This window comes from Pseudomonas sp. 3MA1, assembly GCF_029237275.1.
Classification (GTDB): Bacteria; Pseudomonadota; Gammaproteobacteria; order Pseudomonadales; family Pseudomonadaceae; genus Aquipseudomonas; species Aquipseudomonas fluorescens_AP.
In genome coordinates, this window is the sequence record NZ_JAACFX010000009.1 from 1 (window position 1) to 21,792 (window position 21,792).

Sequence of the window (21,792 nt, forward strand, 5' to 3'; positions counted from 1 at the left end):
CTCCTACACGGATCTGTAGGAGCCGGCTTGCCGGCGAACAGGGCCTTAGAAGGTAGTACGCAAGCCCACTTCCACACTGCGCCCGGCGGCCGGGGCGATATCCCGCAGGATCGAGCTGGCGTAGCGCACGGTCTGGTTGGTCAGGTTCTCGCCCTTGACGAAGGCCAGCCACTGGCTATGGCCGATATCGAAGCGATAACCGGCACTGGCGCCAAAGGTGGTGTAGCCATCGGTGCCGCTTTCGTGGTCCGGCACCCGGCCCTGGCTGGCGGCATGTTGTACATCCAGGCGTGCCTGCCAGCGGTCCAGTTCCCACAGCAGGCCGCTGTTCAGGCGCAATGGAGCAATGCGCGGCAGGTCCTGGCCGTTGTCGAGGTTCTTGGCCCGGGTGTAGTCGCCGGACAGTTCCAGGGCGAACTTGCCGTAGGCGCTTTCCCCCAGGCTCCAGCGATCCTGGGCCTCGATCCCGGCAAAACGTGCCCGTACCCCGGAATAGGCGTATTCGGGCAGGCCGCCGGCCTCTTCTTCGCCTTCATCGTTGAGGGTGCGCCCCGTGCCCAGCAGGCCGATGTAGTTGGAGAAGTGGCTGTAGAACACCCCGACGCTGCCTTTGTGGATGCCGTTGTCGAAGCGCAGGGCCAGGTCGCTGGACACGGCCTTTTCCTTGGACAGCTTGGCGTTGCCCAGCTCATAGGTGCCGGTGGCGACGTGGGCGCCGTTGGCATACAGCTCATAGAAGGTCGGGGCGCGTTCGGTGTAGCCCAGGGTCGCGGCCAGGGACCACACCGGGGTCAGGGTGTAGACCGCGCCCGAGGACAGGCTGCCGGCGGTGAAGCTGCTGGACTTGTCGGCCTGGGCGAAGCGTTGGTTGCCCTTGCTGTCCGGGTCCACGGTGGTGTGTTCCAGGCGGCCGCCGAGGCTCAGGCGCAGGCGCTCGGTGGCTTGCAGTTCTTCGAGGATGAACAGCGCGCCGCTGTTGGTATCGGTCTGTGGGACGAAGGCTTCTTCGCCCAGGGCGGAGAATTCGTTGCGATTGACCTGGGCGCCGATCACGCCTTCCAGTGGGCCCAGCGGCTGGTGCCGGGCCTCGACCCGGGCTTCGTAGCCCTTGTTCTTGAAGGTGGTGCCGGTTTCGCCACCCTCGATCTCGCGGTGTTGGTAGTCGGTGTAGCCGGCGTTGAACTTGAGCGAACTGAACGGCCCCTGCAGGTTGCGCAGTTCCGAAGCGAAGGCGTAGTGGTCCTGCTTCATGCGGATGCGCACGTCGTCTTCGGCGGGGGAGCCGTAGTTGGCGTCGTAGTTGCTGTAGGACAGGCCGGCATAACCGTCGTCCCAGGTGTAGGAACCGCCGATGGCGCCGCCGTCCTGGCGCCCGTCGCTGTTGCCCAGGCGGCCTTTCTTGCCATCGCCATCTTCGCTTTCCGGGGCGTGGCGGCTGCGGGCGTAGCCGGGAATCTTCAGGTCGTTGAACTGCCGCGAGTTGGCGTCCAGGTGCAGGGCGAAAGTGCCGTCGCCGGCCTCCAGTTTGCCGGCGCTGCTGCGGGTGGTGTCGGCGCCGCCGTAGCGCAGCTCGCCGGCGCCGTGAATCCCTTCGATGGCTTGGGTGGGAATGCGGTTGTCGAAGCTGTTGATCACCCCGCCAATGGCGTTGCCGCCGTACAGCAGGGCCGCCGGGCCGCGAACGATTTCAATGCGCTCGACGTTCACCGGGTCCAGGGGCACTGCGTGGTCGTAGGACAGTGACGAAGCATCCAGGGCACCGACGCCGTTCTGCAGGATGCGGATGCGGTCGCCATCCAGGCCGCGGATCACCGGGCGGCTGGCGCCGGGGCCGAAGTAGGACGAAGACACACCCGGTTGTTTGTTCAGGGTTTCACCGAGGCTGCCTTTCTGTTGCAGGGTCAATTGGTCGCCTTCCAGCACGGTGGTGGGCGCGGCCAGTTCGCTGCTGCCCAGGGGGTTGGCGGTGATGACCTGCGGGGGCAGTTCCACGGCATGGGCCTGGGAGGCGAGCAGCAGTGCGGCGGACAGGGGCGACAAGCGCCACAGTAAAGAGCGAGAAGGGCGTGGGATTGAGAGGGACATCGGTCATTCCTTGGCAAGCAGGGCGCAGCGCGCTTTGAGTCAGAAAACAGGCGGGACACGGGGGGCCCTGGGTGGGGTTCAGGGTCTGCCTATTGATACAATATAACATCTCTTTTATTTCAAAAAGCCAGGAACTTTTGCCTTTTCATGCGCAATCGCTGCGCTTGCCTGCGGCGTCTACAGTTAAAACAGCGCGCTGGCGCGGGCGCATGCCCTCGGCTAAGGTGCGCGGCTTTCCCTCTTTTCTTCCCGCAAAGGCCTGGCATGACCGACACCCACACCGACCCGCTGCATGGCGTGACCCTGGAACAGATCCTCAAGGCGCTGGTGGAACACTACGAATGGTCGGGGCTGGCCGAGCGCATCGATATCCGCTGCTTCAAGAGCGATCCGAGCATCAAGTCGAGCCTGACCTTCCTGCGCAAGACGCCCTGGGCGCGGGAGAAGGTCGAGAAGCTCTATGTCAAGTTGCAACGCACCAAGCGCCCGCTTTAAGGAGCCGTATGGCTGGCTTCTCGCTGCGGGGGCTGTTCACTCGGCGCGGCCTGATTGCCGTGGCGGCGGTCCTTGGCTGGTTCGGGCTGAGCGTCCAGCTGTACCTGATCCTGCTGCTGCGCTGGGAGGTGGGCGCCAGTCTGTTGGGCGGCCTGGTGAATTTCTTCAGCTTCTTCACCGTGCTCAGCAACACCCTGGTGGCCAGTGTGCTGACCTGCGCCCTGAACCTGCGGATATCCCGAGGGCAGGCGTTCATGCTCAGGCCCGCGGTCAGTGGCGCGGTAGCTGCGAGCATTGCCGTGGTGGGCTTGGCCTACAGCCTGCTGCTGCGTCACCTGTGGCATCCCCAGGGTTGGCAATGGCTGGCCGATGAGCTGCTGCACGATGTGATGCCGCTGCTGTTTTTGCTCTATTGGTGGTGTTGCGTGCCCAAGGGCGGGCTGCGGTTCAAGCACATCGGTCTGTGGATGCTCTATCCGGTGCTGTATTTCGCCTACCTGCTCTTGCGCGGGAATCTGCTGGGGCTGTACCCCTATCCCTTCATTGCCGTGGACAAGCTGGGGTATCCCCAGGTGTTGCTCAATGCCCTGGGGATATTGGCCGGATTCGTTGGGGTGTCCCTGCTGTTGCTGGGCCTGGACCACTGGCTGGGCAGGCGCCAATCCCGGCCTCTGTAGGAAGCCGGCTTGCCGGCGAAAGGGCGCTTGAGATCGTTTTCGTTGGCAAGCCAGCTCCTACAAGGGAAATGCAGTTCCGGGCATCCCGTAGGAACCGGCTCGCCGGCAGAAGGGCCTTTGAGGTCGCTTTCGCTCGCAAGCCAGCGCCTCCGGTCAGGCGGGGTTATTCCGCTTCGCTGCTGTCCAGGCGCCAGTAACCGGCGGCCTTGACGAATTCGTCGTTGAGCCGGTGTTCATCCAGCAAGATTCGACGAACCTGGCGCGACACCTTGCTCTCGGTAGCCACCCAGGCGTACAGCTTGCCTTGCGGTATCTGCAACTGCCGCACGGTGCTGAGCAGATCCTGCCCGCCACCGTCGCGTTCGACCCAGATCACCTGCACCTCGGCGGCGCTGTCCAGGGCCTGACGTTCGGCGGCGTCCTGCACCTCGATCACCGCCAGCACCTGGCGCCCGGCCGGCAGTTCTTCCAGGCGCCGGGCAATGGCCGGCAAGGCGGTTTCATCGCCGATCAGCAGGTAACTGTCGAAGATGTCCGGCACGATCATCGAGCCCCGGGGGCCGCCGATGTGCAGGTGCTGCCCCGGCTTGGCCTGCTCGGCCCAGGTCGAGGCCGGGCCGTCGCCGTGGAGCACGAAGTCGATGTCCAGTTCGCCCAACTCCAGGTCATAGCGGCGTGGCGTGTAGTCGCGCATGGCCGGCATCGGGCCGCTGTCCTTGCCCGGGCCCAGCACCAGGGTTTCCAGGGCGGCTTGCTGTTCGGCGTTCTGCGGGAACAGCAGCTTCACATGGTCGTCGCTGCCCAGGCTGATGAAGCCGGCCAGGTCGGGCCCGCCGAGGGTGATGCGGCGCATGCGCGGGGTCAGGTCGACAACGCGCAGGACCTCCAGGCGCCGGCGCTTGATCTCGTGCATGACCCGATGGATGGACAGTTCTGGGCGGGCAGTCATTGGCTTTTCTCCGGGGCAGGGTGGCTCACAGGACCATCGACAATGGCCTTGGCGGTGTTGTTCAGCAGGTCGCGCACCCGGAGGATTTCTTCCGGGCTCCAGCGGCCGTGGTGCATTTGCAGGGCGTGGCGCAGGTTGTGCACCGCCTCGTGGATTTCCGCGGGGCGATCATGCCCGCGCAGGGAACGCTTGCTGACTTCGATGCGCATGCGCACGCCGTCCAGGGCGATGGCTTGCTCCTGCAAGGACAGACGTCCGGCGTCGGTCACGCTGTAGCGCTTTTTGCCGCCTTCGGCATCGCCCTGGATCATTTCGCTTTCTTCGAGAAAGGTCAGGGTCGGATAGATCACCCCGGGGCTGGGGCTGTAGGCGCCGTCGAACATGCTTTCGATCTGGCGGATCAGGTCGTAGCCGTGGCATGGCTGCTCGGCGATCAGTGCCAACAGCAGCAGTTTCAGGTCGCCGGGGGCGAAGACCCGGGGCCCGCGGCCTCCGCGCTCGCGGCCGGGACGACGTTCGAAAATCTCATGGCTGTCCCCGTGTTCGCGATGGGGAGGGTGGTGACGCTCGCTCATTTTCTCTTTCTCCGTTTCGATTTAGACATAACTTAAGATATATCTTAAGTTGCGCGCAAGCACTTCTGCTCGCGACGCAGCGGCCGTTTGTCGGGGAGGAGGGAGTGAACAGCGGGCCCGGATTCAGCGTTGGGCGAGGCTGCCCTGGCACTGGGTACTGCTGCCCGGCTGCAGGTACGGCATGAGGATCGGCGCCATGCCCTTGAGCACCTGCACCGGCAAGGCCGAGGTGAACTTGAAGGCTTGTGCCGAGGCGCCCGGCACGTAGGCGGTGAGGGTGCCGAAGTGGTGCTCGCCGATATAGAACACGAAGGTCGCGGTGCGGTTGATGGACTTGGAGCTCAGCACCCGGCCGCCGGCGCCGATGGCTTCGATGCGGTTGTCGCCGGTGCCGGTCTTGCCACCCATGGCCAGCGGCGTGCCATCCGCCAGTTTGAAGCTGCCGGACACCCGTTTCGCGGTGCCGGCATCCACCACCTGGGACAGGGCGCCGCGCAGGGCCGTGGCGACTTCCGACGGCATGACCCGCTTGCCCTTGCCCGGGTCATTGCTCAGGCGGGTTTCGTAGGGCGTGCCGGCGGCGAAGTGCAGGCTGTCGATGCGCAGGGTCGGCAGGCGCACGCCGTCATTGAGGATGGTGCCCACCAGTTCCGCCAGGGCCGCCGGGCGGTCGCCGGAGCTGCCGATGGCGGTGGCCAGGGACGGCACCAGATGGTCGAACGGATAACCGACGCTCTGCCAGCGCTGGTGAATATCCAGAAACGCTTCGACCTCCAGCATGGTGCGGATGCGGCTGTCCCGGGCGCTGCGATGCCGACTCTTGAACAGCCAGCTGTAGACCTCCTGGCGCTCGAATTCGCTGGCCTTGACGATCTGGCTGAAGTTCGCGTCGGGGTTGTTCATCAGGTAACCCAGCAGCCACAGGTCCAGAGGATGGACCTTGGCGATGTAGCCCTGGTCCGGCAGGTCGTAGGCCCCCGGGCCATAGCTGGCGTAGAGCTTGTCCAGGCGTTCATCGGTGAGTTTTTCACTGGTCTTGGCGTTCTTCATGTGGGCCCGGACAAAGCGCTTGAAGCTTTCCTGGCTGGCGTCCGGCAGCAGGTAGCGGTGCACGGCGGCGAGGCGGATCGCCGTCGGGTGCATGCCATCGAGAAAGGTGTCCAGGCGCGATTGGGTGTCCTTGTTGCGGTACTTTTTCCAGAACCGCAGCAGGAAAGAGGTGCCTTCACGGTCGGCAAAGCGTGCCAGGTATTCCTGGCGCCGCGGGTTGGCGTCGTCGCTGAGCAGTTCGGCGCTGGCGCTGTCGCCGCCGTAGGTGCTGTAGCGCACCAGATCGCGCATCAGGCGGATGAACGGCAGGTTGATGGATTCGCGCAGGGCATCGCGCAGGGTCGGGCTGCGGCCGTTGTCCTCGTTGCGGAAGTTGTGGAAGTGATGCACCCCGCCGCCGGTGAAGAAGGCTTCGCCGGGGCTGGCGGAGTAGGTGCGGTCCAGGGCCGCGTCGAGCATCTTCGGCAGGCTGCGGTCGCTGTTCTGCAGCAGGTAGTCGAGGGCCCAGCGGCTCAGCCGGTCCTGGTCGTTGACCGCAACCTTCCTCAATTCGGCCGGGGTTTTTCCGGCGTGCTTGTCGTGCAGCTCGGCGATGATCTGCAGGTAAGTGGTCAGCACCCGCAGCTTGGCGGTGGAGCCCAGTTCCAGCTTGCTGCCTTCGTTGATGTCGAATGGCTGGTCGGTGCTGTCGGTCTGCACCCGCACCCGCGAGCCGTCCGGGGTCAGCTCGAACAGGGTGAAGCTGTAGCGCACCTGGGTGGTGCTGGTGGGCGTCAAAAGGCGCTCGCCGAGCACGCCGATCTCTGCGGCGAAGGCCGGGTCGGCCAGGTGCTTGAGGTACCCGGTGGCCTGGCGTTGCAGGTCGCTTTGCAGGGTACTGGTGGCGGACAGGTCGAGGCGGTCCAGGTCGTACAGGGGCCGGTTGAGCAGCGCCGCCAGCCGGCTGCGGGCGACGCTGATGCCCTTGTTGGTTTCGATCGGCTGGATCGTCGGCTGTTGCTGCCAGTCGCGGTAGCTGACCTTGCTGGCCAGGGCGGCGGCACTCAGGGCGGGGTCGATGACCTCGTTCTGGGCCAGCAGTCGGATATGGCTGTCGGTCAGTTCCGCCAGCTCTGCGCGACCCTTGGCCAGGTAATGGGAAGGGCGGCGTTGCGCGATCATCAGCGACAGCACCTGGCGCAGGGCCAGCCCGCGCTGGGCCAGGCTTTGCGCATCGTTGGCGGTGCTGCTCAACGCCCGGTTGACCTGATCGAAATCGGCGCCGTACCAGACCCGCAATCCTTCGGCCATGCCATGCACCTCACCGTGGCCGGGCACCGCCGACAGCGGCACGCTGTTGAGGTAGTCGCGGACGATCCGGCGCCGGGCTTCCAGGGTTTGCGGGCCATCCTGATAGGCGCGCACGCTGGCGGAAATCATCTGCCGGATCTTCTCGCCCCCGGACAGCGTCAGGCCATCGGGGGAGTGGCGGTATTTTTCCAACTGAGTGGCCAGGGTGCTGCCGCCGGCGGTCTGTCCCGGCAGGTGCATCAGCTTGGCCACCTGGGACCAGGCGGCCTTGGCGAAGCGTGGCCAGTCCACCGCCGGATTGGCCTGGGCCAGCTTGGGATCCAGCAGGTCGCGGTTCTCGATGAACAGCAGGCTGCGCACCATCAGCGGGGGAATGCTGGCGAAACTGGCATACAGCTGTTGCGGATAATCGAACCGGTACAAGGGCGCGGCGCGGCAATCGGTGATGGACAGCCCGGCCTGGATCTTTTCGGTGTAGGGCACGAAAAAGCCGTTTTTGCTGTAGTCCATCAACGCTGCGGAAAACCGCGTCTGCGCGTCGATCTGGTAGCCGCGCTTGAGCAGGCGCGGCAGGAATTCCCCCAGGGCGCTGTAGCCCAGGCGGCGGTCGAAGGGGCCGGCGCCAGGATAGAGCACGGCATCGCTGGGCCCGGGTTGCAGGGAGTAGCTCAAGTCGTTGGCCAGCTTGCTGAACTCCCGGGCCTGGAGCTTGGAGGTGCGCATCTCCCGGGACGCGGCCACCCCCAGGGCAATCAGGGCCATCAGCAGCAACAGCCAGAACAGGCGCCAGGCGTAGCGGCGCGCTCGGGGCTTTTTGGGTAAAGGCGCTTCGTCCTCGCTGTGGCCTGGCACTGCGGTATTACGCGAATCGGTCTGCCACAGAGCGCCCATAGTCGATTGATCCATTCACGCAGATTGATCGGACTTGCCTGAAGCTTAGTCGGTGGTGGCCATGGGTGAGGAAATTGTGAAAACGACTCGCCCTCGCCACATACAGAGTCATTGGAGCCAGCAGGCGTCCCACAGAGGGTAATCGCCAATGCGTTGCACCAGGCCCGCGCGCAAGGGATTGGCGATGATGTAGCGGGCAATGGGCCGAATATCCTCGCCGTCACGGACTGCCCTGTCGTGATAGCCGCTTTGCCAGAGGGCGCCGCACAGTCCCAGGTGTTGATTGAGCTGGCGGGTGCTGCGCGACTTCACCCTTTGCATCACCTGGGGCAGTGTTGCAGTGCGCAGTTGGAGCAGCCAATGCAGGTGATCCGGCATCAGGACCCAGGCCAGCGAGTCGGCGAGCTCCAGGTCCTGGACCTCTTTGAGTTCGGTCACCACCAGCCGCCCCAGGCTCCAATCGGAAAATAGCGGCCGGCGTTGATGAACCACGGTGGTGATGAGGTAGGCGCGTCCGCTTTCGGAATAGCGGCCGCGGCGTAAACGATGGGATTTTGGGCGAGAAGGCATTCCATTGCCTGCGAGGTCAGCGAGTGAATGCCGGACGCTAGCATGGTTGCCCCCGAACTGAAGGCTGCGATGGTTTGCAGTTATTTCAGCTCTGTTCCGGATTGTGGCGAGGGAGCTTGCTCCCGTCCGGCTGCGCAGCAGCCGCGGAACCTGAGCATGTGTTCTGTCAGGGAGATCATGCTGGCCGGCTTCAGGGCCGCTGCGCGGCCCAGCGGGAGCAAGCTCCCTCGCCACAGGGAGAGCCTTTGCGTAGGTAAATACGCCCTAGGTAGGGGCATGACGATGCACCAGGGCTGTGCAATACTCCGGCCCCTTTCGGAATGAGGTATTGGGGCAAAAAGCAGGTAATGCTTCTTTGTGAAAGCGCTTTTTGCCGAGATTTCTCTCTGAATTTAGCTACTTATAGAGTGAAAAGCCCTGTCGGGAGCTTTTTATACTGCGCACCCCGCTGATCTGGCAGGTCTTGTCCTACCAGACGCACCGTCCCACAAGGTCGGTGCGGTTAAGCAAGCCGTGGCTATCCGCGATGGCTTCGCAGACTCGGTGGTTCAATCCAATAACAAAATGAGGTTGTATCTCTATGTCAGTTGGCAACCAACTGCCCCACGGCGAGTCCGCTCAGGGCGGTCCGCTGAAACGCGAACTGGGTGAACGGCATATTCGCTTGATGGCCCTGGGCGCCTGCATTGGTGTCGGCCTGTTCCTGGGCTCGGCCAAGGCCATCGAAATGGCCGGCCCGGCCATCATGCTGTCCTACATCATCGGCGGCCTGGCGATCCTGGTGATCATGCGCGCCCTCGGCGAGATGGCGGTGCACAACCCGGTGGCCGGCTCCTTCAGCCGGTACGCACAAGACTACCTGGGCCCGTTGGCGGGTTTTCTCACCGGCTGGAACTACTGGTTCCTGTGGCTGGTGACCTGTGTCGCGGAAATCACCGCGGTGGCGGTGTACATGGGCATCTGGTTCCCCGATGTGCCGCGCTGGATCTGGGCCCTGGCGGCCCTGGTGAGCATGGGCTCGATCAACCTGATCGCGGTCAAGGCTTTCGGTGAGTTCGAGTTCTGGTTCGCCCTGATCAAGATCGTCACCATCATCGCCATGGTCATCGGCGGCGTCGGCATCATTGCCTTCGGCTTCGGCAACGATGGCGTGGCCCTGGGCATCTCCAACCTGTGGACCCACGGCGGCTTCATGCCCAACGGCGTGACCGGCGTGCTGATGTCGCTGCAGATGGTGATGTTCGCCTACCTGGGCGTAGAGATGATCGGCCTCACCGCCGGTGAAGCGCGCAACCCGCAGAAGACCATCCCCAACGCCATCGGCTCGGTGTTCTGGCGCATCCTGCTGTTCTACGTGGGCGCGCTGTTCGTGATCCTGTCGATCTACCCGTGGAACGAAATCGGCACCCAGGGCAGCCCGTTCGTGATGACCTTCGAGCGCCTGGGCATCAAGACCGCCGCCGGCATCATCAACTTCGTGGTGATCACCGCCGCGCTGTCGTCCTGCAACGGCGGCATCTTCAGCACCGGGCGCATGCTCTACAGCCTGGCGCAGAACGGCCAGGCCCCGGCCGGCTTCGCCAAGACCTCGAACAACGGCGTGCCGCGTCGCGCGCTGCTGCTGTCGATCTTCGCCTTGCTGCTGGGCGTGCTGCTGAACTACCTGGTGCCGGAGAAAGTGTTCGTCTGGGTGACCTCGATCGCCACCTTCGGTGCGATCTGGACCTGGGTGATGATCCTTCTGGCCCAGCTCAAGTTCCGCAAGGGCCTGAGCCCGAGCGAGCGTGCGGCGCTGAAGTACCGCATGTGGCTGTACCCGGTCAGTTCCTACCTGGCCCTGGCGTTCCTGGTGCTGGTGGTGGGGCTGATGGCCTACTTCCCGGACACCCGCGTGGCGCTGTACGTCGGCCCGGCGTTCCTGGTGCTGCTGACCGTGCTGTTCTACCTGTTCAAGCTGCAACCGACCAATGTCCAGCAAGGGGCGGTGCGTTCGGCGTCCTGAGGGGCGCCCCGGTGCTGCGGCTGGCTTGAGCATCACCGGCTGAAACGCTGAAACACGCAATCCGGCGACCTGCAAAGGCCGCCGGATTTTTTTTGCCCGGGTCAGCCGCCCAGGGTGCCGCTGCTGTCGGCGTCGAAGAGGGCCTTGGCCTGTTGCGCCGGGGCCGTCAGCAGGGCCAGCAACGCGGCCTCGCTGTAGAGCTGCCGGGCGGCCAGGGTTTTCGGCGTGGGTTCGATGGGAATCAGCTGATCTTCATCGTTGCCGTGCAGCCAGATCGCGGTCATTTGCAGGGCCGGGACGAACAGCAAGCGCAGCTCGTAGCTTTTGCCCTGCAACTGAGAAGCCTGTTCGGCAAGCTCCAGGGCACTGACCGCGGACGTCGCCAGGGTTCCGTGGTTCAGCGCCGAGAAGCCGAGCTTGCCGGCCACCTCGTTCAGTTGCGCATCGGCGATCGCCACCCCGGCGTCGAACACCAGGTAATGCCAGCCACCGGCCTCGGCCTCGGCCAGCCCTTTGCCGCGGGCCAGGTCCTCCAGGCCCAGGCTGTAGCCGCGAAAGGCCTGGGACAGGTTCAGGTTGCCGGCGCGGGCCTGGGCCAATCCGCGGTTGATGCCGAAGCCCTGGGTCTGCAGGGCCGCCTGGAGTGCCGGGCGCAGGTGCTGGACGCCATCGACGGGCGCCTTGGGGTAAGTCAGTTGCATGACGCCTCCTAGTTTTTCCGGGTGAAGTAGGTGTGGGTCCAGTGGCCGCCGCCGTTGTAGGAGGCGGGGAAGCTATTGAGGGCGCGGGTCGAGTAGCCGTAGATCGAATCCGCCACCAGGACGTAGCCGCCGTCGCTGCCATAGATCGCCAGGAAATGCGCGCCGCCGCCGTACCAGGCGCAGCGCAGGCCCACGGGGCGGCCCATGCCCAGCTGGTTGTCGATGGCCGGCATCTGCATCCGGTCCTCGCGCATGCCGCCGTAGCAGCGGGTGGTGCGCAGGGCCGAGTCCAGGTAGCCGTAGACGTTGCACGGCCCGGGCTGGCTGCAGCAGGAATTGCGGCCCAGTTCGGCGTTGGCCACGGCGCATTGGGTCCAGGAGCCGGTGCCGTAGTAGTTGCCGACCGAAGCGGACAGGGCGGCCCAGCACCAGTTGCTCTGGGTTTGTGGCTGCACGCTGAAATTCAGCCGGGCGCCGGCCTGGGGCGCCGCCTCGGCGCGTGGGTCGATTTCAGCCAGTTGCGGATCGATCAGCGTACCGGCCAGGCATTGGGGCAGGGCCTGCGGGTTGCCGGTGGGGGTCAAGGTCGTGCTTAACATGTTCATCCTCCATGAGTGAAAACCAGCCTCCGGCTGGTGTCGCTGCGGCATCTGGGCTACAGCAAGTTGCCGGACCCGGCGCTGGGTGCCGCGCGGCGCCAGCCTCGATGGCGTGCGCTGGCCGGGTCTGCAAGCAACCTTAGATGAGATATGCGCTAATGCAATTTAATTATGCGTTTGTGCATTATGGCTGGCGTGAATGTCCCTGATAAAGGGGGCGTTCGCAATCCGGCCCGGTCCGGGTTGTGAACCTTGTCTAGTGTCGAGTGAGGCTAGACGTCGATGATCACCAGGGTGCCGTGGCTGCCGGGCAGCACGCGGTGGGCCTGGCCAGCCTCCACCAGGTACATCTGGCCCGCCACGACTTCCACGCAGGCCTGGCCAATGCCCAGGCGCAGGCAGCCCTGGGTCACCAGCAGGCCTTCGTTGTAGTCGTGGGTTTCTTCCGGGTAGGGCTGCTCGTCCATGCGCAGCACCTTGATGCGGGCCGGGCCGACCTGGCCCACCCGCGTGGATTGCCAGGGGACCGGCAGCTGGCGGGACAGGTGTTCGAATGACAGCAGGGGCATGGCGGATCTCCGAAAGGTCAGTGGGGCTTGGGGCTGCTTTCGGTGGTCCGGTCAAGCAAGGGCTGGTGCGGGTTTTCTAGAATTCGTCCATCAGCAGCACGCGGCATTCGCGGCGCTGGAAGGCGTTGATCTGCGGCACCAGGCGGGTGAAGTGCTCGGTCTGGCAGTGGGCGTCGAGGGCGGCGCGGTCCGGCCACTGTTCGACGAAGATGAAGTGCCCGGGGTCTTTCTGATCAACGAACAGATCGTAGGCGATGCACAGTGGTTCCTGGCGGGTTTTTTCCACCAGTTCGGCGTACCACGGGCGCACCGTGTCCAGGTGTTCGGGTTGGATGAAGTCTTCAGCGATGACCTTGAGCATGGCAATCGTCCTTGGTTGTCGCCCGGCGCTCCCCGGCAACCGGGCAGCGTCGGGCCATTGGGGTTAAGCGGCGGCTTCGGTGTTGGGTTCGAAGCTGTCGGCCCGGGCCAGTTGCCACATGCGCGAGTAGAACTCGCCGTTGACCTCGCCGGTGAGCAATTCGCCGGGCTTGAGGAACACATGCAGCTGGGAGAACAGCTTGATCTCGGTGGCCGACATGCGTCGCACCAGGTGCTTGGCTTCCAGTTGCGAGGGGTGCTGCAGGCCGGCGGCGGCGAGCATTTCCGCCAGGGCCTTGAGGGTGTTGCGGTGGAAGCTGTAGACCCGCTGGGCCTTGTCCGGCACCACCAGGGCGCGCTGGCGCAGGTTGTCCTGGGTGGCCACGCCCGTGGGGCACTTGTTGGTGTGGCAGCTTTGCGACTGGATGCAACCGATGGCGAACATGAAGCCGCGGGCCGAGTTGGCCCAGTCGGCGCCAATGGCCAGCACGCTGGCGATGTCGAAGGCGCTGACGATCTTGCCGCTGGCGCCGAGCTTGATCTTGTCCCGCAGGTTCAGGCCCACCAGGGTGTTGTGCACGAACAGCAGGCCTTCGCGCATCGGTGCGCCGATGTGGTCGGTGAATTCCACCGGGGCTGCGCCGGTGCCGCCTTCCTTGCCGTCGACCACGATGAAGTCCGGCAGGATGCCGGTTTCCAGCATGGCCTTGGCGATGCCCATGAATTCCCAGGGGTGGCCCAGGCAGAACTTGAAGCCCACCGGCTTGCCGCCGGACAGCTCACGCAGCTGCTGGATGAAATGCATCATCTCGATCGGGGTGGAAAAGGCGCTGTGGCTCGACGGCGAAATGCAGTCCTCGCCCATGCGGATGCCGCGGGTGTCGGCAATTTCCTGGGTCACCTTGTGCTTGGGCAGGATGCCGCCGTGGCCCGGCTTGGCGCCCTGGCTCATCTTGATCTCGATCATCCGCACTTGCGGGTTCTGCGCCTGGGCGGCGAAGCGCTCGGGGTCGAAGCGACCGTCGGCGGTGCGGCAGCCGAAGTAGCCGCTGCCCAGTTCCCAGGTCAGGTCACCGCCGTGTTCGCGGTGGTAGGGGCTGATGCTGCCTTCACCGGTGTCGTGGGCGAAGTTGCCGAGCTTGGCGCCCTGGTTCAGGGCGCGGATGGCGTTGGCGCTGAGGGAGCCGAAGCTCATCGCCGAGATGTTGAATACCGAGGCCGAGTAAGGCTGGGTGCATTGCGGGCCGCCGACGGTCACGCGAAAGCTGCTGGGGTCGCTCAGGGGCGCCGGGCGCATGGAGTGGCCGATGAACTCGAAGCCGGACTGGTAGACGTCGATCAGGGTGCCGAAGGGTTTGTCGGCGCTTTCGTTCTTGGCCCGCGAGTACACCAGCGAGCGTTGGGCGCGGGAAAAGGGCAGGGCGTCGCTGTCGGATTCCAGCAGGTATTGACGGATCTCCGGACGGATGCCTTCCACCAGGTAGCGGATATTGCCCAGGATCGGGTAGTTGCGCCGCACCGCGTGGGGGCTTTGCAGCAGATCGAAGATCCCCAGCAGGCTCAGCAGGCCGGTGACCAGGGTGAATGGCCAGAGCCAGTCGTGTTCGAGAAAGGGCAGGCTGGCGAGGGTGAAAATCACGCAGGCGGCAAAGAAGGCGTAGCGGCTCAGGAGTGACAGGCTCATACGGTTTCCTTGGTTCGGACTCATCGGGTCAATCAGGCACCGGGTGCCTTGATAACGGCTAACCGACAGCGCTACCGAACGACTGGGACGGTGAGCTGCACGGGTATTTCTTATAGGAATTCACGGCGGTGTCAGAGCGTTGCAGGCCAGCATACTGGCCCGCCGGTGCCGCGCGGGCAAGCCTGAATCGGCGGATCAGGGCTGGAGTTAGACCTTTGTTGCAGGATCTTATTGCGATAAGTTCTCGTTTGTGTGGGATTTTATTGTTACTGTATAACGCTATTTTTTACCCCGCCACTGGAGACTCCGATGAAACCCGACATCCATCCCGACTATCGCACCGTGCTGTTTCACGACACCGCCGCCGACGTGTACTTCCTGATCGGCTCCACCGTCGACACCGATCGCACCCACACCCACAGCGACGGCAAGACCTACCCCTACGTGACCCTGGACGTGTCCAGCGCCTCGCATCCGGTGTACACCGGCCAGCAGCGCAAGACCCAGTCCGAAGGCCGCATCGCCGGCTTCAACAAGCGCTTCGCTTCATTCGGCTCCAGCGCCAAAGCGGCCCAGTGAGAAGCAGGCCGCTGGTGGGCGTTGCCTGAGGGTGACGCCTGCTGTCGGCTTTACGGGAACCTGGGTAACGGATCGATGGCATTAAAAAGCCATCATCTGGGCTGGAAATTCTTCTAGTCTTGAATCAGGCAACAGGGAGACAAGGTTGCCAGCACCACTCGTCAAGGACATGTGCATCGATGGTGACCCGAGGTGTCTCATGGGTGAACTAAACGTTGCCACAGTCACACGCTTGCCCGGGGTCCTGCTGGTGGATAGCCAGGACACTATTCTGCAACGCCTGCATCAACTGCTCAGCGCCCATGACTACCGCCTGTACCTGGCCCACGATGCCAGCGAGGCGTTGCAGGTGATGGCCCGCGAGGAAGTGGACCTGGTGATCAGCGCCGCCCATCTGCCACAGATGGACGGAGCGACCCTGCTGGCCCACATGCACCAGCAGTATCCAGGCACCACGCGCATCCTGCTGACCGGTGATCCGGACTTGAAGCTGATCGCCAAGGCCATCAACGAGGGGGAAATCTACCGTTACCTGAGCAAGCCCTGGGATGACCAGGAGTTGCTGCTGGCCTTGCGCCAGGCCCTGGACCATCAGCATTCCGAACGCGAGCGCCAGCGCCTGGAGGCCCTGGCCCAGCAGCAGAATCGCGAGCTCAAGGCGGTCAATGCCCTGCTGGAAAAACGGGTCGCCGCGCGCACCGCCGAGTTGCAGCAAACCGCCGACATGCTCGACCTGGCCTATGAAGAGCTCAAGCACAGTTATGCCACCGGCGCCGAGCTGTTCTCGCTGCTGGTGAACCAGCGTCTGCCCAGCGACAAGCAGACCAACCGCCGGATCATCGAACTGGTGCGCGCCTACTGCAAGGTCCAGGGCATCGACGCCGTGGCCCAGCGCGACCTGGCCATGGCCGCGGCCCTGCACAACATCGGCAAGCTGAGCTGGAGCGACAGCATGATGGTCACCCCGGTGGACTTGCTGCATCACCATGAGCGTGATCGTTACCGGGCCTATCCAGCGCAGAGCGAATCCCTGCTGATGACCCTGGAACCGGTGCAGGATGCCGCGCGGCTGATCCGTCACCATCAGGAGCACTGGGACGGCACTGGCTTTCCCGATCACCTCAAGGGCGAGGCGATTCCCCTCGGTTCGCGGCTGCTCAAGCTGGCGGTGGACTTCATCGAGTTGCAGTGCGGGCTGATCCTGGAGCGGCACATGAACAGCGACGAAGCCCTGGTGTTCATTCGCAAGTACGCCGGCCGGCTGTACGACCCGGACCTGGTGGAAGGCTTTATCCAGGTGTGCTCGGTGTACCTGAGCGACGTGACCCTGGGCGACCCTTCGGTCAAGGTGCTGAGCACCCGGGAACTGCAGGCGGGCATGATCCTGGCGCGCAACCTGAATGCCGACAACGGCATGCTGCTGCTCAACGCCGGCAAGGTATTGAGCGCGCCCCTGGTGGACAAGCTGATTGCCTTTGAAACCATGGAAGGCGGCCGCTACAGCGTATTCGTCAAACTGCCCCAGGAGCAGCCGGCGCGGGCCTGAAGCCAGGTGCTGGGAGCGTCGTAAAGTGCCGGCGGCGGATGACGGCCCACCGCCGGACATGTGATCCTTGCGCCTTCACTCTCAAGGCTTGCGGGTTCCCATGTCGCTGTCTCCTGTTGTTGCACCCTCCCTCATTCGTATTGCCGCCGCGCTGTTGATCGGTGCCGACGGCCACACCCTGCTGGTGCGCAAGCGCGGCACCCAGGCCTTCATGCAACCCGGTGGTAAGATCGAGCCCGGCGAGCTGCCGGTGCACGCCCTGGCCCGCGAACTGGAGGAGGAACTGGGGCTGCGCATCGATCCGGCCCAGGCCCGCTACCTGCAACAATTCTCGGCAGCGGCGGCCAATGAGCCGGGGCATGTGGTGGAGGCTGAGGTGTTCCTGGTCCACATCGACAGCCCGGTGACGCCGGCGGCAGAGATCGAGGAGGTGCGCTGGATCGATCCGGCCGGCGATGGCGATTTATTCCTGGCGCCGTTGACACGGGATCTGATCTTGCCGTTTTATCGCCAGGCCCAGGCCAATCTCGCCTGACCGGCCCCCCCCCGTTTGCCAAGGACTGCCATGATCCCACTGCACGACTACCTGATTTTCGCCGCCGCGTCCTTGTTGATGGTGCTGACGCCCGGGCCGAACATGATCTACCTGATATCCCGTTCGATCTGCCAGGGACGCAAGGCCGGCGTCACTTCGCTGTTGGGGGTCGTGGCGGGTTTCTTTGTCCACCTGTTCGCCGCCGCCCTGGGGCTGACTGCGGTGTTCATGGCGGTGCCCCTGGCCTATGAAGTGCTCAAATGGGCCGGTGCCCTGTACCTGTTGTGGCTGGCCTGGCAGGCGCTCAAGCCGGGCGCCCGTTCGCCGTTCGAAGCCCAGCAGCTGCCGGCGGATTCGCCGCGCAAACTGGTGACCATGGGCTTTCTCACCAGCGCCCTGAACCCGAAGATCGCGATGTTCTACCTGTCGATCTTTCCCCAGTTCATCAACCCTGAGCACGGTTCGGTGTTTTCCCAGAGCCTGATTCTCGGCCTGACCCAGATCAGCGTGAGCTTTTCGGTGAACCTGCTGATCGCGCTGTTTGCCGCGGGCATTGCCTCCTGGTTCGCCCACAACCCGACCTGGCTCGCGGTACAGCGTTATTTCATGGGCTTTGTGCTGGCGGGGCTGGCGGTGCGCCTGATGTTCGAACAGCGTCGAACCAACTAAGCGGCAGCCACTGACGATCCCCCATGAGCCTGCAGATCCAGCAACTGACGCCTGACGATGCCGAGCAATACCGCGCCTTGATGCTCGAAGCCTATGCGCGCCATCCCCAGGCGTTCACCTCCAGTGTCAGGGAGCGCGAGAAACTGCCCCTGGCCTGGTGGGGCGCTCGTCTGGACGGGGAGCTGGACCTGATCCTGGGAGCCTTTGTCCAGGGGCGGCTGGCGGGGATCGTCGGCCTGGCCTTCGAGCTGCGGGAAAAGGCCCGGCACAAGGCGACCCTGTTCGGCCTCTATGTCACCGCCGAACAACGTGGCAGCGGCCTGGGTCGGCAACTGGTGCAGCACCTGCTGGCCGAGGCGGCACTCTACGAAGGACTGCGCCTGGTGCAACTGACAGTGACGGCGGGCAATGACCCAGCGCTGTCCTTGTACCGGCGCTGCGGCTTTGTCCAGTTCGGTCTGGAACCCCAGGCGGTGCGCGTGGGGGAGGACTATTTCGACAAGATCCACATGTGGCGGGAAGTGCCGGTCGACGCTTGACCCGGGCCGTGGGGCCCGGTCGCTGGCCAGCCGGCGCCTGGCGGATCAGCGTACCGCGCTGACCCCATCCAGGGTCGAGAACGAGGTGTCCTTGGCCGTCAGCAGGAAGTCACGCATGTAGGGCGCGTCCAGCATGTCGGCGCGAACCGCGGCGTACAGCGTGGCGAACAGGCCCTTTTCCCCCAGGCGCTTGGCCTTCACATAGCCCCGTGAGCTGTATTCATGCAGGGCCCAGTGGGGCATGCCGCACACCCCGCGGCCGCTGGCCACCAACTGCATCATCATCACCGTCAGTTCCGAGGTGCGCACCTGCGCCGGCTCGATGTCCGCCGGTTCCAGGAAGCGGGTGAAGATGTCCAGGCGGTCCCGTTCCACCGGGTAGGTGATCAGGGTTTCGTTGATCAGGTCTTCGGGAACTATGTAGGGCTTGTTCGCCAGGGCGTGCTGGTTGGCCACGGCGAGCATGGCTTCGTAGGTGAACAGCGGCACATAGGTGATGCCGGTCAATTCCACGGGGTCGGAGGTCACCACCAGGTCCAGGTCGCCCCGGGCCAGGGCGGGCAGCGGGGCAAAGGAGAACCCCGAGGCCAGGTCCAGCTCCACTTCCGGCCAGGCGTCGCGAAACTGGTCGATGGTCGGCATCAGCCACTGGAAGCAGCTGTGGCATTCGATGGCCATGTGCAGGCGGCCGGCGGTGCCGCCGGCCAGGCGGGCGATGTCCCGTTCGGCGCCGCGCAGCAGGGGCAGTGTCGCGTCCGCCAGTTGCAGCAGGCGCAGGCCGGCGCTGGTGAAACGCACCGGCTTGGTCTTGCGCACGAACAGCGGCATGCCCAGGCGCTCTTCAAGTTCCTTGAACTGGTGGGACAGGGCGGACTGGGTCAGGTGCAGGCGTTCGGCGGCTTCAACCAGGCTGTCGGCTTCGCGCAGGGCGTGCAGGGTCTTCAGGTGACGGATTTCGAGCACCAGGTTCTCCATGAGTAAATTTTGTGATCAACACGAAAAGGTTGAGTTTGTCTCATGTTGCTTGGGCTGTCGACAATAGCGCCATCTTTTACAAGGAGGCACTTTTCCATGGCACTGGCCCACACCCTCGGTTTTCCCCGCATCGGCGCTGACCGCGAACTGAAAAAAGCCCTTGAATCCCACTGGAAGGGCGACCTCGATCAGGCCGCCTTGCAGGGGATTGGCCGCGAGCTGCGGGCTCGGCACTGGCAGTTGCAGAAAGACGCCGGCATCGACCTGCTGCCGGTGGGCGATTTCGCCTGGTACGACCAGGTACTTACCCACTCCCTGACCTTCGGCGTGATTCCCGAGCGCTTCGACAGCCACCGCGATGCCCAGGGCCGCCCGACCCTGGACACCCTGTTCGCCATGGCCCGCGGCGCGTCCAGCGGTTGCTGTGGCGAGCAGGGGCAGGCGCAATACGCCCAGGAACTGACCAAGTGGTTCGACACCAACTACCACTATCTGGTCCCCGAATTCAGCGCCGAACAGAGCTTCAAGCTGAGCTGGGAGCAGCTGTTCGACGAGGTCGCGGAGGCCCATGCCCTGGGGCATCAGGTCAAGCCGGTGATCATTGGTCCCTTGACCTACCTGTGGCTGGGCAAGGCCAAGGGCAACGCCTTCAACAAGCTCGACCTGCTGGAGCGCCTGTTGCCGCTGTACGGCGAGATCCTCAACCGGCTCAAGGCCCAGGGCGTGGAATGGGTGCAGATCGACGAGCCGATCCTGACCCTCGACCTGCCCCAGGAATGGAAGAGCGCCTTCGAGCGGGCCTACCACATCCTTCAGTACTCGCCGCTGAAAAAGCTGGTGGCAACTTACTTCAGCGGTTTGGAAGACAACCTGGGCCTGGCGGTGGGCCTGCCGGTGGACGGCTTGCACATCGACGCGGTGCGTGCCCCGGAACAACTGGGCCAGGTCCTGGACCGGCTACCGACCTACAAGATTCTTTCGGTGGGCCTGGTCAACGGACGCAATGTCTGGCGCTGCGAACTGGAGCAGGCCCTGCAACAGTTGCAGGTGGCCCAGGAGCGTTTTGGCGACAACCTCTGGGTCAGCAGTTCCTGCTCCCTGCTGCACAGCCCGGTGGACCTGTCCCGGGAGGATCAGCTGGATGCCGAACTGAAAAGCTGGCTGGCCTTCGCCGTGCAGAAGTGTGGCGAGATCTCGGTCCTGCGCGATGCCCTGAACGATCCCCAGGCCCCGGCGGTGCAGGCGGCCCTGGCGCAAAGCCGGGCGGTCCAGGCCAGTCGCGCGCGGTCGCCACGGATTCACAAGCCCCAGGTCCAGGCGCGGGTCGAGGCCATCAGCGCCGCCGACAGCCAGCGCCGCTCGCCCTTTGCCCAACGTATCGAGCAGCAGCGGGCGCGCCTGCAACTGCCGGCCTTTCCCACCACCACCATCGGCTCGTTCCCGCAGACGTCCTCGATCCGCCTGGCGCGCCAGGCCTACAAGCAAGGCAAGCTGTCGCTCAATGACTACACCGACGCCATGCACCGTGAGATCCGTCACGCGGTGGAGATTCAGGAGCGCCTGGGCCTGGACGTGCTGGTCCACGGCGAAGCCGAGCGCAACGACATGGTGGAGTACTTTGCCGAGCAGCTGGACGGTTACCTGTTCACCCGCTTTGGCTGGGTCCAGAGCTACGGTTCACGCTGCGTCAAGCCGGCGATCATCTACGGCGACCTGAGCCGGCCCCGGGCCATGACCGTGGACTGGATCCAGTACGCCCAGGGCCTCACCGACAAGGTCATGAAAGGCATGCTCACCGGCCCTGTGACCATGCTCATGTGGTCCTTCCCGCGGGAGGATGTGTCACGCCAGGTCCAGGCCCAGCAGTTGGCCCTGGCCCTGCGCGATGAAGTGCAGGACCTGGAGCAGGCCGGGATCAAGATCGTGCAGATCGACGAGGCGGCGTTCCGCGAGGGCCTGCCCCTGCGCCGGGCGCAATGGCAGGAGTACCTGGATTGGGCGGTGCAGGCCTTCCGCCTGAGCGCCTCTGGGGTGAAGGACGAAACCCAGATCCATACCCACATGTGCTACAGCGAGTTCAACGACGTGATCGCCGCCATCGCCGCCATGGATGCCGATGTGATCACCATCGAGACATCCCGCTCGGACATGGAGTTGCTGCAAGCCTTCGAGGCCTTCGATTACCCCAACGACATCGGTCCCGGGGTGTACGACATCCATTCGCCACGGGTGCCGGATACCGCCGAGATGGTCAAGCTGATCAGCAAGGCCGCCCGGCGCATTCCCGCCGAGCGTCTGTGGGTCAACCCCGACTGCGGCCTGAAGACCCGGGCCTGGCCGGAAACCGAAGCGGCCCTGGTGAACATGGTGGCCGCCGCGCGGCAGCTGCGCAGCCAGCTGGCCTGAGGCCCTGGCCGGCGAAGGCGATCATCGGATCCTCTTGGTCGGCCCG

At 64.5% G+C, this 21,792-nt stretch carries 20 protein-coding genes; 9 read left to right on the forward strand and 11 right to left on the reverse strand.

All coding sequences use genetic code 11. The features are described from left to right. Nucleotides 1-45: 45 nt before the first annotated feature. Entirely contained in the window at nucleotides 46-2,085 is a 2,040-nt protein-coding gene (locus tag GWQ44_RS22270) for a TonB-dependent receptor (RefSeq protein WP_047305898.1), read from the reverse strand. Between the two features lie 264 nt (nucleotides 2,086-2,349). On the opposite strand from GWQ44_RS22270, the gene GWQ44_RS22275 reads away from it, so the two are divergent. Together GWQ44_RS22275 and GWQ44_RS22280 are read left to right on the forward strand one after the other, a co-directional pair. Next, nucleotides 2,350-2,580, forward strand: a complete 231-nt coding sequence (locus tag GWQ44_RS22275) for a VF530 family protein (RefSeq protein ID WP_019093117.1) — start codon at nucleotides 2,350-2,352, stop codon at nucleotides 2,578-2,580. 8 nt (nucleotides 2,581-2,588) lie between these two features. Then, entirely contained in the window at nucleotides 2,589-3,257 is a 669-nt protein-coding gene (locus GWQ44_RS22280; protein WP_275928284.1) for a Pr6Pr family membrane protein, read from the forward strand. 163 nt (nucleotides 3,258-3,420) lie between these two features. Here the strand turns inward: GWQ44_RS22280 and GWQ44_RS22285 are convergent, their stop codons facing one another. From GWQ44_RS22285 to GWQ44_RS22300, 4 genes are all read right to left on the reverse strand, one after another. Beyond that, nucleotides 3,421-4,206 carry a siderophore-interacting protein gene (locus tag GWQ44_RS22285; RefSeq protein WP_275928285.1) on the reverse strand — a complete coding sequence of 262 codons (786 nt, stop codon included), beginning with the start codon at nucleotides 4,204-4,206 and terminating at the stop codon, nucleotides 3,421-3,423. Continuing rightward, the gene (locus GWQ44_RS22290; RefSeq protein ID WP_016966711.1) at nucleotides 4,203-4,781 is read right to left on the reverse strand and encodes a PadR family transcriptional regulator; all 579 of its coding nucleotides are present in this window, start codon (nucleotides 4,779-4,781) and stop codon (nucleotides 4,203-4,205) included. The genes GWQ44_RS22285 and GWQ44_RS22290 overlap by 4 nt, the downstream gene beginning before the upstream one ends. Before the next feature lie 123 nt (nucleotides 4,782-4,904). Continuing rightward, on the reverse strand, nucleotides 4,905-8,012 hold the full coding sequence (locus GWQ44_RS22295) for a transglycosylase domain-containing protein (RefSeq protein ID WP_275928286.1): 3,108 nt from the start codon (nucleotides 8,010-8,012) through the stop codon (nucleotides 4,905-4,907). A gap of 108 nt (nucleotides 8,013-8,120) precedes the next feature. After that, nucleotides 8,121-8,582 (reverse strand): transposase, encoded by a 462-nt coding sequence (locus GWQ44_RS22300; protein ID WP_016966709.1) that lies wholly within the window; start codon nucleotides 8,580-8,582, stop codon nucleotides 8,121-8,123. Nucleotides 8,583-9,162: 580 nt separating this feature from the next. Here GWQ44_RS22300 and GWQ44_RS22305 point away from each other — a divergent pair. After that, on the forward strand, nucleotides 9,163-10,584 hold the full coding sequence (locus tag GWQ44_RS22305) for an amino acid permease (RefSeq protein WP_016968550.1): 1,422 nt from the start codon (nucleotides 9,163-9,165) through the stop codon (nucleotides 10,582-10,584). Nucleotides 10,585-10,685: 101 nt separating this feature from the next. On the opposite strand, the gene GWQ44_RS22310 is transcribed toward GWQ44_RS22305, so the two are convergent. From GWQ44_RS22310 to GWQ44_RS22330, 5 genes are all read right to left on the reverse strand, one after another. Then, nucleotides 10,686-11,285, reverse strand: coding sequence for a hypothetical protein (locus GWQ44_RS22310; protein ID WP_275928287.1), 600 nt, complete (start codon nucleotides 11,283-11,285; stop codon nucleotides 10,686-10,688). 8 nt (nucleotides 11,286-11,293) lie between these two features. After that, on the reverse strand, nucleotides 11,294-11,884 hold the full coding sequence (locus tag GWQ44_RS22315; protein WP_275928288.1) for a papain-like cysteine protease family protein: 591 nt from the start codon (nucleotides 11,882-11,884) through the stop codon (nucleotides 11,294-11,296). A gap of 272 nt (nucleotides 11,885-12,156) precedes the next feature. Then, the gene (locus GWQ44_RS22320) at nucleotides 12,157-12,453 is read right to left on the reverse strand and encodes a cupin (RefSeq protein WP_275928289.1); all 297 of its coding nucleotides are present in this window, start codon (nucleotides 12,451-12,453) and stop codon (nucleotides 12,157-12,159) included. Nucleotides 12,454-12,529: 76 nt separating this feature from the next. Beyond that, nucleotides 12,530-12,814 (reverse strand): putative quinol monooxygenase, encoded by a 285-nt coding sequence (locus tag GWQ44_RS22325; protein WP_275928290.1) that lies wholly within the window; start codon nucleotides 12,812-12,814, stop codon nucleotides 12,530-12,532. A gap of 63 nt (nucleotides 12,815-12,877) precedes the next feature. Next, nucleotides 12,878-14,497: an FMN-binding glutamate synthase family protein gene (locus tag GWQ44_RS22330; RefSeq protein WP_016968546.1), complete on the reverse strand. Its 1,620-nt coding sequence runs from the start codon at nucleotides 14,495-14,497 to the stop codon at nucleotides 12,878-12,880. A gap of 309 nt (nucleotides 14,498-14,806) precedes the next feature. Here GWQ44_RS22330 and GWQ44_RS22335 point away from each other — a divergent pair, with 309 nt between their 5' ends. From GWQ44_RS22335 to GWQ44_RS22355, 5 genes are all read left to right on the forward strand, one after another. Continuing rightward, nucleotides 14,807-15,076 carry a type B 50S ribosomal protein L31 gene (locus GWQ44_RS22335; protein ID WP_016968545.1) on the forward strand — a complete coding sequence of 90 codons (270 nt, stop codon included), beginning with the start codon at nucleotides 14,807-14,809 and terminating at the stop codon, nucleotides 15,074-15,076. 199 nt (nucleotides 15,077-15,275) lie between these two features. After that, nucleotides 15,276-16,622: an HD domain-containing phosphohydrolase gene (locus GWQ44_RS22340; protein WP_275928291.1), complete on the forward strand. Its 1,347-nt coding sequence runs from the start codon at nucleotides 15,276-15,278 to the stop codon at nucleotides 16,620-16,622. A gap of 100 nt (nucleotides 16,623-16,722) precedes the next feature. Then, on the forward strand, nucleotides 16,723-17,157 hold the full coding sequence (locus tag GWQ44_RS22345; RefSeq protein ID WP_047305882.1) for an NUDIX domain-containing protein: 435 nt from the start codon (nucleotides 16,723-16,725) through the stop codon (nucleotides 17,155-17,157). Between the two features lie 30 nt (nucleotides 17,158-17,187). Next, nucleotides 17,188-17,826, forward strand: coding sequence for a LysE family translocator (locus GWQ44_RS22350; protein ID WP_103741432.1), 639 nt, complete (start codon nucleotides 17,188-17,190; stop codon nucleotides 17,824-17,826). A 23-nt stretch (nucleotides 17,827-17,849) separates the two neighbouring features. Then, complete coding sequence (locus tag GWQ44_RS22355) at nucleotides 17,850-18,365, forward strand: GNAT family N-acetyltransferase (RefSeq protein ID WP_199010549.1); 516 nt, start codon at nucleotides 17,850-17,852, stop codon at nucleotides 18,363-18,365. Between the two features lie 45 nt (nucleotides 18,366-18,410). On the opposite strand, the gene metR is transcribed toward GWQ44_RS22355, so the two are convergent. Next, nucleotides 18,411-19,328 (reverse strand): transcriptional regulator MetR, encoded by a 918-nt coding sequence (gene metR, locus GWQ44_RS22360; protein WP_042940928.1) that lies wholly within the window; start codon nucleotides 19,326-19,328, stop codon nucleotides 18,411-18,413. 108 nt (nucleotides 19,329-19,436) lie between these two features. Between metR and metE the strand changes: the two genes are divergently transcribed. Then, nucleotides 19,437-21,746, forward strand: a complete 2,310-nt coding sequence (metE, locus tag GWQ44_RS22365; RefSeq protein ID WP_275928292.1) for a 5-methyltetrahydropteroyltriglutamate--homocysteine S-methyltransferase — start codon at nucleotides 19,437-19,439, stop codon at nucleotides 21,744-21,746. The last annotated feature ends 46 nt before the right edge of the window (nucleotides 21,747-21,792 follow it).